Source organism: Alistipes sp. UBA1686, from assembly GCF_002320215.1.
Taxonomy (GTDB): domain Bacteria; phylum Bacteroidota; class Bacteroidia; order Bacteroidales; family Rikenellaceae; genus Alistipes; species Alistipes onderdonkii.
Genome location: NZ_DCKA01000021.1, coordinates 364,060 through 376,591, shown reverse-complemented (window position 1 = coordinate 376,591; position 12,532 = coordinate 364,060). Strand labels below are relative to the sequence as shown.

Sequence of the window (12,532 nt, the reverse complement as noted above, 5' to 3'; positions counted from 1 at the left end):
CCACCGGTGCCGGGGCAGGGTATTGCACCCTGTCCGAATAATATGGGGCCGGGGATTGAATATTCCCTGAAAAAATACTAAATTTGCGGACAAATTCTTTCACGATATGAATATTGAGAACTTTATTTCGGATGCCGTCCGCCGCTCGGTGGAGGCGCTTTACGGTACGCTCGACGGCGAACAGTTGCAGATTCAGAAGACCCGCAAGGAATTCGAGGGCGATTATACGCTCGTGACCTTCCCGCTGCTGCGACGAAGCCGCAAGTCGCCCGAAGCCACTGCGACCGAGATCGGCGGTTATATGACGGCCAACGTCCCCGAAATCAAGTCTTTCAATGTCATCAAGGGTTTTCTGAACCTCGTGCTCGACGGCGCTTTCTGGGCGGCGCGTTTTGACGAGGTCGCTGCCGATGCCGATTTCGGGCAGGCCCCGGCCACCGGGCGCACGGTCATGATCGAATATTCGTCGCCCAATACCAACAAACCCCTGCACCTGGGGCATATCCGCAACAACCTGCTGGGCTACTCCGTGGCGCAGATACTCAAGGCCAACGGACATAGCGTCATCAAGGCCAACCTGGTGAACGACCGCGGCATCCATATCTGCAAGTCGATGCTGGCGTGGAAACTCTACGGCAACGGTGAAACGCCCGCCACGTCGGGCATGAAGGGCGACCACCTCGTAGGCAAATACTACGTCGAATTCGACAAGCACTACAAAGCGCAAATCAAGGAGTTGATGGCGCAGGGGCAGAGTGAAGAGGAGGCGAAAAAGAACGCTCCCGTGATGCTCGAGGCGCAGGAGATGCTGCGCAAGTGGGAGGCCCGCGATCCTGAGGTCTACTCGCTTTGGGAAACCATGAACGGCTGGGTGTATGAGGGCTTCGACGTGACCTACAAGGCGCTGGGCGTCGATTTCGACAAGGTTTACTACGAATCGCAGACCTACCTGCTGGGCAAGAGCCTCGTCGAGGAGGGGCTCCGCAAGGGTGTTTTCTACCGCCGTCCCGACAATTCGGTCTGGATCGACCTCACGGCCGACGGGCTGGACGAGAAACTGCTGCTGCGCGGCGACGGGACTTCGGTCTACATGACGCAGGATCTGGGTACGGCCTACCGCCGCTTCGAGGATAACAAGCTCGACGACATGATCTATGTCGTGGGTAACGAACAGAACTACCACTTCCAGGTGCTCAAGCTGGTGCTCAAGAAACTGGGGTATGCCGACTGGAGCGACCATATCACGCACCTCTCCTACGGCATGGTGGAATTGCCCGAGGGCAAGATGAAGTCGCGCGAGGGCACGGTGGTCGACGCCGACGACCTGATCGCCGGCATGGTCGCTACCGCACGCGAGATGTCGGCCGAGCTGGGCAAGCTGGACGGCTGCTCCGAAGAAGAAGCCAATGCCGTGTCGACGATGGTCGGGCTGGGGGCGCTCAAGTATTTCATCCTCAAGGTCGACCCCAGGAAGACCATGCTTTTCGACCCGCGCGAATCCATCGACTTCAACGGCAATACGGGGCCGTTCATCCAATATACCCATGCGCGTATCTGCTCGATCCTGCGCAAGGCTACCGAAGCCGGGATCGACTTTTCCGCCGCCGTGCAGGCCGATTACCTGCCCGAGGAGATCGACCTGGTGAAGACGCTCACGGAATATCCGTCGGTCGTGGCCGCCGCGGGCGAAAATTTCGCCCCCTCGGTTATCGGCGCCTATGTCTACGAGCTGGCCAAGCAGTTCAACGGATACTACCATGACCATTCGATCCTCCGGGAAGAGGATGCAGCGACCCGCACGATGCGTCTCCGGCTGGCCGGGCAGGTGGCGCGTGTCATCCGCCGCGGCATGAACCTGCTCGGCATCGACGTCCCGGAGCGGATGTAACCCCTTGCCGGGCTGCGAAAGCTGAGATATGATTTTGAAAAGGGCAGCTCCCCGCGGGAGCTGCCCTTCCTGTATCGTCTGCCGTCCGGGTTTCCCGGCCGCCGCAGGCGTTTTGTGGTGGCCGTGCCCGTTATTGGGCCACGATCCGGTATTTGTAGGTGTTGGTTTTTCCGGGGACGGTCGTGGACTGCTCGACAATCGGTTCGGCCAGTTGTTCGAATTTGTAACCTGCTGCCGGGGTAATCGTCGTGCCGCCCTTGATCTTGTCGAGCCCCATGTCGCCGAAATAGCCGCCTTTCAGCTCGACCGTGCTCGGGTCGGAAGCCGCTGCCGCACCGTCGTCGCCCAGGCGTACGCAGTAGTCGTGCCCTTCGCTGTAAAATTTACCGCCGTTCACGACCGCATGTCCGTCGGCTAGGACGGCCAGTCCGTGGAAATTGTTGCCCGTGCCTGACAGATCGTAGGTCGAGAAGATACCGTCGTTGATCGTCACCTTGCCGCCCGAGTCGACCGCCACGGCTCCCTGTACGCCCGATACCTCGGCGTAGTTGATGACGGTTTGCGTGCCTTCGCCCAACGTGCGGATGCAATATGCCCACTGGCCGTTTCCGTTGTGCGCCGTCGAGGAGAACTTCCCGTTATTGACAGTCAGCGAGCCGCCGCCCTGGTTGGCAACGGCGTAAAAAGCCGCGTTGACGGTGCAGTCCTCGAGTACGACCTTGCCGCCGTTGTTCAGGATACCCGATCCCTGCTGGTTATTGGTCGTTTCGAGTGTCGCGCCCCCGTCGATGGTCAGGTATGCCCCCGCGTAATTCCGGATCAGGCCGTAATCGCCCGTAATGGAGCCGGGGCCCGAAACCGTGAGATCCGAGTAGTTGTTCAGCTTGTTGGACGAGACCGTTATCTTCGTCCCTTGGCCGAGCGTAAGCACGGTGGGGTAGTTGACCTGCACTGCTTGCGCGGCCGTCAGGTCGAGGTCGGCGGTCACGGCGATCTCGCCGCCGCGCGATGCCAGCGTTGCGGCCAGTTCCTCCGGTGTTGCGACCTCCACCTTGCGGCTCAGCGCCTCGCCGTTCAGGGTCAGCGTACTGATGCACAATTCGCCGACATAGGGCTGTATGTCCCACGTCGACTCGTACATCGACCCGAGCCCGTCGAGGTCTTCGCGCGAATTCGTCCCGCTGACCAGCTCCCCGGAGCAGGTGATGTCGATCGTTCCCTGGTTCACGTCGCCCGCGAAATACGAAGAGGCATAAACATACCCTCCGGTAGCCGGATAGCTCGTCTCCCCGTACAGTATCTGGTTCTTATGCCGGATGGTGACGTTCTTCACCGAGCACTCCTCGATACGGGCATTTTGCTGCATCGTTCCCGCGAAACCGCCCAGTGCGTAGCCGCCCGTCAGCGTCACGCCGTCGGCCGTGATGTTCTTGTAGAGTGAAACCTCCGCCGATCCCAGCTCCATCAGGCCTATCACGCCGCCAATGCGGTAGGAGGTGGAGGCACTTTCCTTGCTTCCGTTCGCCGTCAGGCTGATGTTCGTGAGTGCCACGTCCGAAACCGTCGTTCCGGGAAGGGCATACCCGATCAGTCCGCCGATCCATTTCCGCTGGCCTGCCTTCTCCGACGGCAGGTCGCTCTCGTAGGTGAGGTTGGCGACCTTCAGGTTTTTGATCACGGCGCCCGATTTCGTAGCCCCGAAAATTCCCACGCAGGTGTGGTACGACGGATTGACCGTGATGTTGCTGATCGTATGGCCTCCGCCGTCGAATTCGCCTGCGAACTCCTGTGCCTTGGCGCCTTCGGTGTAATTGGTGCCGAATCCGATCGGGGTGTAGATTTTGCCCGTCATGTCGATATCCTGCGTCATTTTATATTTCTTCGCAGCGTCGGTGGCATTCTCCGAAACCCACAGCATGTCCTCGTAGGAGTCGATTTCGTAATACCCCTCTGCATCCTGGGACGGGGCGTCCACCGGGAGCTTGTTGCTGTCCGACATCGTGCATCTGAACGTCCTGCGGATGTCGCGCTGCAAAGATACCGTGGTATTGTCGTTGAAGGTTTTGCGCTCCACGAACTTGTAGCCGTCGGTCGTCCATGCCGTAATCACGCAGTAGCTGACCACCAGCGGATGTACTACGGCGTAAATATAGGTGTCTCCTCCGGCCGCGATGGTCGCCGGGGCGGCGAGCGTCACCGATACCTTGTTGTCCGTTCTGCCCGCTACGGCCGTGGTCTTGTAGTCCGTATTCCCGAATTGGGGGTTCGCCGTCAGGTCTGCCGTATAGAGCCCCGTCAGGGGCTGGTTCCGGGCTGCCTCGAAATCGACCCGGCCGATCGTTACGTCGTTGTCCGTATCGTTTACCAGTCGGATGCGGAGCAGCGCGAATATCCCTGAGAAACTCAGTTTTACCGTGGGAGTATTGTCCGTATCGTTGACCACCGTGGTGGGCACGGCCGCCAGTGCATAGTATTTTGCCAGGTTCGAAAAGTCGTCGCCGGCAACCTGCTGCTGTTCGGCCGGGACTTCGAGGTTGCGCGTACCCGCCCAGTTGCTCGACACGGCCGCGCGCGAATCGGCCGTGCCGTCCGTCGTCCCCGATACCTGGGCTTCGTTTTCTTCGTACGGGTAGTAGGCGTAAACATTCAGCCCTTCCTGGATGGCAAATGTCGAGGAAGACACCTGCTTGAAATCCACCCAGCCTTTTGTCTGCGAGTTCACGGCTTCGAAACAGAGGTTCTGATCTGTCCAGTCGTTGGCCGGATAGTTCAGGTACAGGCCGATCCGGTCGGCATCCTCGGCGCTGAACGAGAACCTCAGCCCGTCCTCCGTCATATCGGCCCTGGTCTGCCCGTCGTCCCCGACGGTGGCGCGTACGATGAAGTCCGCATCGGTTTTCTTCGTCCCCGCCTCTTCCGTCGTACAGCCGCACAGGGCTGCTCCGAGCAATAAATACGATAACTGTTTAATTTTCATCGTTTTATTTTTTTTAGTCATACACATAAGTTTCCCGAACGGACACATCAGTATTCATTCGTGTCGTCATCCGGTTTTTCCACCTGGCTCGCGGCGAAACCTTGTTCGACGAGCACGAGCACCTCCTCCACGGAGGGCATCTCATAGTTTTTTCTTTTCATTTTGTAGGATTGTATTATAAATTAAAGGGAAGTGACAGGTAAACGCAAGAAAGGGATGCTCTTTTGAGAACATCCCTAAATATGGGTGTAATACGTTGGTTGTTAGTTTACTATGAGCCCAGTCCCGTGGGGGGGGGTAAAATGACCGGCCTTACGGAGCGAATGTTCCGCAGAAGTATGTCTCTGATATGTCCGGCAATCTCCCATTATTTAACAAAAGTAGCAATTTTGGCGTAGAGGGATATGATTCAGGCCTTAAATGTGTGCTTAAAAGACGTAAATGTTTGCGTAGAGGCAATTCCCCCCCCCGTGCGAATGCGATCCATACCTTTATATATAAAAAGGGGAGGATATACGCCCTCCCCTCATGTACCGCCAGCGGGGATTATTTCCCGGCAGGCAATTCCGGGTCATTTCCCGATGTTGATGAACGGTAATGCGCCGCCGCCGCTGTATGTCGGGAGTTTGCCGTCCCATTTGTCGATGGCATCCTGCTGCACGAGCAGCGGGCTCAGCGATTGTGCCACGACGCGGTTGTAATAGGCTTCGCCGTCGCCTTTGATGCGCAGTGCCTGTGCCTCGCCCTGTGCCTTGGCGATTTCGATTTTGGCGTTCGCCTCGGCCTCCTTGACCTTGTTTTCCGCCTTCAGCGCATTCTGTACGGCCTCGTTCTTGGCGTTGATGGCTTCCGCGAGCGATTGCGGAGGGGTGATCTGCGACGTGAATTCCTCCACCAGGAATCCTTCCGACGAGAGGCTCACCTCCAGGCGTTTGCGCACCTCCGATTCGAATTCCCCGCGGTGCGACATCAGGTAGTCCGACGTATACTGGTTGGCACACGTACGGTATGCCTCGTAGATGCAGGTGCGGATGTAACCGTCTTCGATCTCCCCGAGGGTCTTGCGGTATTTGGTGAATACGGCCGTGGCCTTGTCTGGGTCGAGCCGGTAGGCGATCGTCGGATCCATCGTGAATTCCGAGGCGTCCTTGGCGTTGACGCGGAACGGTTCGTAGGTTTTGCGCTGGACGTAGATCGGGTATTCGAAGATCTTTTGCGTGATGGGGTTGTACCACACCCAGCCTTTGCACGTGCCGAGCACGCCTCCGTACTGGCTGGCGTCCGACGACCATTTCTTGAAGCGGATGCCGACCGACCCGCTGTCGATCGTCGTGCAGCTTATGAATGCGATTAACAACAGCACTGCGGGGATGAGTGCGAGCAGCAGATAGCGGGATTTTATCTGCTTGATTTTGGGATTGTCGAGGAGATCCATTTGCATGTCGGGATAGATTTATGGTAAATAAGGTTTTACAAATATAACGAAAAATCCTTATCCGGCTCCGTATCCGGGCATTTAACGTGGTACGAATCTTGCGAATAGCGTGGCAAGAATTAACCAACACCATTATTGCGTGAAAACAATCTTTACAACATTCGCTCTATTCCTTGCGTTGTGTGCCGCTGCCGGAGCGACGGCCCGGGCCGGGAGCGCGGTGCCGGCGCCTGCGGCCGACACCGTGATGCTGTCGGAGGCCACCGACGGCGATTACATCGTCCGCAGGTTCCTTGTGAAGCGTCAGGGCGACACGGATTATTCGATCCGTTACCAGATCAACCTGGCCAGCCTTTCCGCGGCGCTCGACGGCAATTCGCGCGAACTCGACGGGCTGAACGCCTTTGTGGACAACCTCATGCGCGATACGCTGATGCATGTCAAATCGGTCGAAATCACGGGCTATTCTTCGCCCGACGGGCCCCGGGCGTTCAACGAGACCCTCGCTCGGAACCGTGCCCGGGATTTCAAGAGTTACGTTGACAAGAAGTATGGTTTTTCGAAGAAGTACGACGTCACGCTCAATTCCGTCGCCGAGGATTGGGAGATGTGCCGTGCGCTGGTCGCCCGGTCGCCCGTACCCGACAAACAGGCCGTGCTCGGAATCCTCGACGGGAAACAGTCGTCCGATGCCAAGGAGTTGGCGCTGAAAAAGATACCTGCGGCTTGGGAGTATATGATAAAGCATATCCTGCCGCCGCTTCGCCGCGTCGAACTGACGATCAATTACGGTGCGGGCAGCATTGTCGAGCAGCGCACGATGATCCCCAAGCCCAAAATCGCACCCCAGCCTGCCGGGCAGGGTTGCGAGCCGTGCGGATGCGAGGTTGTCGACGAGTCGATAACGGGTATCATCGTCGAGATGCCCGGGGATACCGATTACCGGAAAGACCTTCGCGAAGCCCGGCGCGAGGCAGGTGAAGCGTTGAAGGAGGCCGGGCACTATTCGAAGAAGGAACTCCGTGAAGCCCGACGCATCGCCCGCGAACAGGAACGTGCCGCGCGCAAGATCGCCAGGGAGGAGGCACAGGCCGCCAAGGCCGCCGCCAAAGCCGGCAAAAAGACCTATCGGGAACTCGAAAGGATGTAGCCCGGTATCCGCCGATAAAAAGGATTCCCTTCTTTAGGGAATCCTTTTTTCGTAGGTGCGCATCGGCGGCGGGTGCAATCTATGCCGATGCCGATGCCGATGCGGCTCCGCTGCCAGCCGCAGTGGTTTCCTCCGCTTTCTGATGATCCGATCTCGGGAGCCCCGGTTGGCCTTTTTCCGAACCGCTGCAAATGATAATAAAAGTTTTTAATAATCGTCCCCGCCCGATAAACCTTTGGTAATCCAAAGCTTTTTCGTACCTTTGTCCAGGAAATTTTTAAATACACGATAATATGGCAAATTTAAGGTACCTGAAAAAGGAGATCGACTATCGTCTGGAAGAGGTGGTTTTCGACTGCGATATGGCAATTTGTTTTCAGCCTTCGAAAGAGACGGAGATTTTCGAGGTGATGCAGGAGGCCGTGGCTGTCCGCAACGACCTTTTCACCAAGGCGAACAATCCCGCCGAGCCGCATAACCCCTCGCTTGTCCGCAAGCACTATGCTGCGCTGCGTGTCGAGATGGTGGGTGAGTTCGAAAAACTCTTCGAGAAGCTTAGCAAGATCAACGAGGCGAAAAAGTAAAGCTGGTTCATTCCGATTAGGGGCGGTTCTGCATGGCGGAACCGCTTTTTTTGCCTTCATCCGGCATTGGCAGCTCTCCTGAAAGCCTTTCCCGATAGCCTTTCCCATTTGTTTCCTGGGCTGTGCTCCCGGCACTCTTCCCTGCCTGTTACTCGCTTCATCTCTCATCCTTCCCGCCACTTCTCTCCGCGATTCTCCCCGTTGTATTTTCCTGTACCGCGTCTGTTCCTCCCTTATCCTTTCCCTGCCCCCCCCCGCGTCCTCGCGCGCTCCCTTTTCGCCCCTGTTCCCGTCTGTCCTCCCTCGCATCCTCGCGTGCGCTTTTCATGCCGGTTCTATACTGAAATCAAACACCCCGGTTTATGGATTGCTTTTTATTATTGTGTTTTGTTTTCTTATTTTTGCTTTTTTATGAAAAATAAGTATATTTGTTGGGTTGTAAAAAGAAAATTAATATTTCGTTTGTTGTTCCTTTGTCTACCCGGAGCATCGCGGCTATTTTTATCCGGAATTTTCCGGAAAGGGTAGGGCGCAACGGCGATGACGCCGGAATATCGACGAAACCCCAGACCAGCGTAAACCCATACTTACTATGAACCGGACAATTTTCGACAAAATCGGCTTGCCCAAACCCCTTGCCTGGGCGTATTTGGGAATTCTTATTTTCATGATGGGCGACGGCATCGAGCAGGGATGGCTGAGCCCGTACCTCATCGGCCGGGGTTTGTCCCTGGAGCAATCCGCCGGGCTTTTCACCATGTACGGCGTGACCATCGCCATTTCTGCGTGGTTCTCGGGCGTCCTGGCCGAGGCGTACGGCGTCAAACGGACGATGTTCGCCGGGCTCGTGCTCTACCTGCTGGGTACCTGCGGCTTCGTCGGTCTGTCGCTGCCCGGGCTGCATTACCCGCTGATGCTCGCGACCTATGCCCTGCGCGGGTTCGGTTATCCGCTGTTCGCCTATTCTTTTTTGGTCTGGATCGCCTATGCCGCGCCCAAGGACGGCCTCGGAAAGGCCGTCGGCTGGTTCTGGTTCGTATTTACCGGAGGACTCAACGTCCTCGGGGCCTACTATTCCAGTTGGGCCATCGAGCGCATCGGCAATATCAATACGCTGTGGACATCCGTATTCTGGGCTTTGCTGGGGGCGTTTTTCGCCTTGGTGATGAACAAGTCGCAGAAACGGCTTGCCGTTGCGGGCGGTACCCGTGAGAAGATGAGGGAGTTGCTGAAGGGTATCACCATCATGAAGCAGGAACCGAAGGTGCTCCTGGGCGGCATCGTCCGTGTAATCAACACCACGGCGCAATTCGCTTTTCCCGTTTTCCTTCCGATGTATATGGCCGACTACGGGTTCACGACGACCGAGTGGCTCCGGATCTGGGGCACTATTTTCACGGCCAACATCGTCTTCAACCTCATTTTCGGCTTCGTCGGCGACAAAGTGGGGTGGCGCAACACCATTATCTGGTTCGGCGGCGTGGGCTGCGGCATCACCACGCTGCTGTTCTATTATTCGCCGCAGTTTTCGGCGGGCAATTTCTGGGTGGTGATGGCTGCCGGCGTGCTCTGGGGCGCCCTGCTTGCCGGATATGTCCCGTTGTCGGCCCTAATGCCCTCGCTTGTCAAAAAGGATAAAGGGGCAGCCGTTTCCGTGCTGAACCTCGGTGCGGGGCTTCCGGTTTTCGTCGGCCCCGCCATCGTCGGGGTGTTCTACCGGCTGGTCGGCGGCGAGGGCGTCGTGTGGATTCTGGCCGGACTTTACCTTTTCGGGGCTTTCCTGACGAAGTTTATAACCCTGCCCGGGAATGCGAAGACCGTGTAACCGGTCTGCGGCGGGTATATTTGGGCGGCGGCTGGCGGAGCCGGCCTTGCCGGCATCGCGCCCCAGCCGCAGGCAGGCGTGAGCGCTGTCCCGCCCCGGATCAGTCGTGATCGCAGCAGCAGTCGCCCGGATGGTGCTCCAGCACGGTGTGCGGGATATGCCCGTGGGATACGATCTGAATAGGGCAGTCGTAATTGCGCAGCTGCTCCTCGGTGATGACGTTCGAATGGTGGCGGTGCACGCGGCGGTTCACGCAGACGATCTCCTTCACCACGCTGGTGATCGTGCCGATGTCGTGCGATACCATGACGATCGCCATCCGGCCGTTCAGTTCGCGCAGCGTCCGGTAAAGCTCGTTTTCGAATTTGTTGTCCACGAAATTCGCCGGCTCGTCCAGTATCAGCAGCTTCGGGTCTGAAATCACCGCCCTGCACAGCAGCGCCCGCTGCATCTGCCCGCCCGAAACCTCGCCGATGGGGCTGCGTGCCGTCTCCCCGATTCCCGATGTTTCGAGCAGCCGGAGGGCTTTCGCCCGGTCTGCCTTCGTGTACCGGGAAACGAAGCCCCGGTGCCCTTGCAGCCCCGACAATACCACCTCCAGCACCGAGATCGGGAATGTCCGGTCGAAATTGCTGATCTGGGGCATATATCCGATCAGCCGCTCCTTGCCGCGGAACAACTCCGGGGAGAGCACGACCTCGCCGGTGTGGGGTACCGTCCCGAGGATCGCCTTCACGAGTGTCGTTTTCCCGCCTCCGTTGGGGCCTATTATTCCCAGGAAATCATCCTGTGCGATCGTGAGGTCGACATTTTTCAGCGCCTCGTACCCGTCGTACGCTACGCCGACGTGGTGTAATGTCACCAGGTTCATCTCCGTGTGATTATGCCGGTTATCTCCTCGATGTTTGCGATCACGTCCTCACGCAGCGGGTCTACCTCCGCATACTCGGCGTCGATGTCGCGGGCAATGACCTCCACGGCCGATGCCGGAAACTGGCTTTGGTAGAGGATGCGCCGCACGCCGTCTTCGCGCGCCTGCCGGATAAGCTGTGTCAGTTGTTTTGCCGACGGTTCCTTCCCGTCGGCTTCGATGGCAATCTGCCGTAACCCGTAGTCCCGGGCGTAGTAGGTGAGGGCGGGGTGGTAGATGATGAAATATTCCACGTCGCTTGCGGCAATCCGTGTCGCCGTCCGTTCGTCCAGTGCCTTCAGTTCCTGTTGCAGCAGCCTGTAATTCGTTTCATACTTTACCGAGTCGGGATAGGCTTTCCGGATCGCTTCATAGGCGTTTTCCGCCATCTTCTGCAGTGCCCGGGGCGATGTCCAGACATGCGGGTCGATGCCGTGCGTATGCGTATGGCCGTGGCTGCCGTGCGAGCAGGTGCCGGCGATCAGTTCGATGCCGCGGCTGAGGTTGACGACCTTCGCCTGGTCTTCGACCTTTGCCAACAGCGTGGTTTCGAAGTCGATAAGCCCGACATTGAAGACCATGCGGGCTTTGTTCAGGCCGACGAACTGCCGGGGTGTCGGCTCGAAGGTTTCGGGGCTCGCTCCCGGTGGTACGAGTACTTCGATGTCGAAATCGTCGCCGACGATTCCCTGTACGAGGCTCCGGAGCGGCAGGATCGAGACGTACAGCGGCTCGCCGTCCGCCGGGCGGCGAGATGTGCAGCCGCCGCACAGGATGGCTATGAGTAGGGAAATGTAGATTTTACGCATTTTGTATCTTGTTGGTAATTAATGTATTGATCTGTATCCGGTAGGGTAGTCTCCGTTTCCGCTTGTATGCAACAGTCAGGCCGATTGCCAGGATTATGGTGCAGAGCCGCAAAGCGTTGGCCCCTGTGTCGCCGACGGCGCCGCTCATACTTATGCAGAATACTATCCAGGGCAGGTTCATCAGTGTATGCAGCCAGATTACGCTCCAGAGGTTGTGGTTCCATTCGACATAGAGCCAGCTGAAAAAGATGCTGCCCAGTGCCGTAACCCCGAAGGCCGTCAATGCCGATGCCAAGTCGTGCCCTTGGTAGAGATGCAACGACCCGAACGCCAGTGCCGTCAATAGTGCTGCAGGCAGAAACCCCCAACGGGCGTATCGGAAGAGCTGCCCGAAGACGAATCCCCTGTATACCAGCTCCTCGAATATCCCGGCAATGAATATCCAGGTAAATGCTGCGTCGGCAGTCAGTTCCCGGTCGAACTCGCCGATGACGGCATACCCGGCGATCATCGGCAGCGTCGCCGTTACGGCGAAGAGCAGTCCTGTGCCGAAACCGTGCGACAGGCCCATCGACGAGGCGATGTCCCGGCGTGCGTGCAGCAGGAACAATGCCCCGGACGGAATAAGCCCCGCCAACAGGTAATTCAGTGTATAATGGAGCGTCTGCGAACTGCCGATGCAGCCTTCGAACGGCCTCACGGCTATATTGAAATACCACAGCACGAAAAAAAGCATGAAAGCCCCGAGGATAATTGCCGAGCGTTTTATACAGCAGTCATTTCCAGCCATTTGTTTTGATTTAACCGTTACAAAAATAGCAAAAAAACACGGAAATGACATACGATCGCCATGTGCCGTATTGGTATTTTGTTAAGGTGTTGGTATGTAGGCGGATAAAATTTGTGCTTTTGTGTCTCCGGCGTGCTTGCGCGCGCATATCCTGCAAGGGATTT

The 12,532-nt window shown here is 57.5% G+C and carries 9 protein-coding genes; 4 read left to right on the top strand and 5 right to left on the bottom strand.

From position 1 onward, the window contains the following. Nucleotides 1-106: 106 nt before the first annotated feature. The gene (gene argS / locus B3C38_RS11640; RefSeq protein WP_022331743.1) at nucleotides 107-1,888 is read left to right on the top strand and encodes an arginine--tRNA ligase; all 1,782 of its coding nucleotides are present in this window, start codon (nucleotides 107-109) and stop codon (nucleotides 1,886-1,888) included. A gap of 130 nt (nucleotides 1,889-2,018) precedes the next feature. Here argS and B3C38_RS11635 read toward each other — a convergent pair whose 3' ends face one another. Then, complete coding sequence (locus B3C38_RS11635; RefSeq protein ID WP_286727170.1) at nucleotides 2,019-4,865, bottom strand: hypothetical protein; 2,847 nt, start codon at nucleotides 4,863-4,865, stop codon at nucleotides 2,019-2,021. A gap of 571 nt (nucleotides 4,866-5,436) precedes the next feature. Then, a complete protein-coding gene (locus B3C38_RS11630) occupies nucleotides 5,437-6,306 on the bottom strand; it encodes a prohibitin family protein (protein ID WP_022333126.1) in 870 nt (289 codons plus the stop codon). Nucleotides 6,307-6,439: 133 nt separating this feature from the next. Here B3C38_RS11630 and B3C38_RS11625 point away from each other — a divergent pair, with 133 nt between their 5' ends. From B3C38_RS11625 to B3C38_RS11615, 3 genes are all read left to right on the top strand, one after another. After that, nucleotides 6,440-7,450, top strand: a complete 1,011-nt coding sequence (locus tag B3C38_RS11625) for a hypothetical protein (protein ID WP_232044639.1) — start codon at nucleotides 6,440-6,442, stop codon at nucleotides 7,448-7,450. Nucleotides 7,451-7,743: 293 nt separating this feature from the next. After that, nucleotides 7,744-8,034, top strand: coding sequence for a hypothetical protein (locus tag B3C38_RS11620; RefSeq protein ID WP_022333124.1), 291 nt, complete (start codon nucleotides 7,744-7,746; stop codon nucleotides 8,032-8,034). A 592-nt stretch (nucleotides 8,035-8,626) separates the two neighbouring features. Beyond that, nucleotides 8,627-9,859: an MFS transporter gene (locus B3C38_RS11615; protein WP_286727169.1), complete on the top strand. Its 1,233-nt coding sequence runs from the start codon at nucleotides 8,627-8,629 to the stop codon at nucleotides 9,857-9,859. A gap of 100 nt (nucleotides 9,860-9,959) precedes the next feature. On the opposite strand, the gene B3C38_RS11610 is transcribed toward B3C38_RS11615, so the two are convergent. The 3 genes from B3C38_RS11610 to B3C38_RS11600 are packed head-to-tail and all read right to left on the bottom strand — an operon-like array spanning nucleotide 9,960 to nucleotide 12,368. Further along, a complete protein-coding gene (locus B3C38_RS11610; RefSeq protein ID WP_286727168.1) occupies nucleotides 9,960-10,730 on the bottom strand; it encodes a metal ABC transporter ATP-binding protein in 771 nt (256 codons plus the stop codon). After that, nucleotides 10,727-11,578, bottom strand: a complete 852-nt coding sequence (locus tag B3C38_RS11605) for a metal ABC transporter solute-binding protein, Zn/Mn family (protein WP_286727167.1) — start codon at nucleotides 11,576-11,578, stop codon at nucleotides 10,727-10,729. Before B3C38_RS11605 ends, B3C38_RS11610 begins: the two co-directional genes overlap by 4 nt. Then, nucleotides 11,571-12,368, bottom strand: coding sequence for a CPBP family intramembrane glutamic endopeptidase (locus B3C38_RS11600; protein ID WP_286727165.1), 798 nt, complete (start codon nucleotides 12,366-12,368; stop codon nucleotides 11,571-11,573). The genes B3C38_RS11605 and B3C38_RS11600 overlap by 8 nt, the downstream gene beginning before the upstream one ends. Nucleotides 12,369-12,532 lie beyond the last annotated feature (164 nt).

What these genes read in the sequence shown, in the direction of transcription:
- argS (WP_022331743.1), top strand. Translation starts at nt 107, where the DNA reads ATGAATATTGAGAACTTTATTTCGGATGCCGTCCGCCGCTCGGTGGAG.
- B3C38_RS11635 (WP_286727170.1), bottom strand. Translation starts at nt 4,865, where the DNA reads ATGAAAATTAAACAGTTATCGTATTTATTGCTCGGAGCAGCCCTGTGC.
- B3C38_RS11630 (WP_022333126.1), bottom strand. Translation starts at nt 6,306, where the DNA reads ATGCAAATGGATCTCCTCGACAATCCCAAAATCAAGCAGATAAAATCC.
- B3C38_RS11620 (WP_022333124.1), top strand. Translation starts at nt 7,744, where the DNA reads ATGGCAAATTTAAGGTACCTGAAAAAGGAGATCGACTATCGTCTGGAA.
- B3C38_RS11615 (WP_286727169.1), top strand. Translation starts at nt 8,627, where the DNA reads ATGAACCGGACAATTTTCGACAAAATCGGCTTGCCCAAACCCCTTGCC.
- B3C38_RS11610 (WP_286727168.1), bottom strand. Translation starts at nt 10,730, where the DNA reads ATGAACCTGGTGACATTACACCACGTCGGCGTAGCGTACGACGGGTAC.
- B3C38_RS11605 (WP_286727167.1), bottom strand. Translation starts at nt 11,578, where the DNA reads ATGCGTAAAATCTACATTTCCCTACTCATAGCCATCCTGTGCGGCGGC.
- B3C38_RS11600 (WP_286727165.1), bottom strand. Translation starts at nt 12,368, where the DNA reads ATGGCTGGAAATGACTGCTGTATAAAACGCTCGGCAATTATCCTCGGG.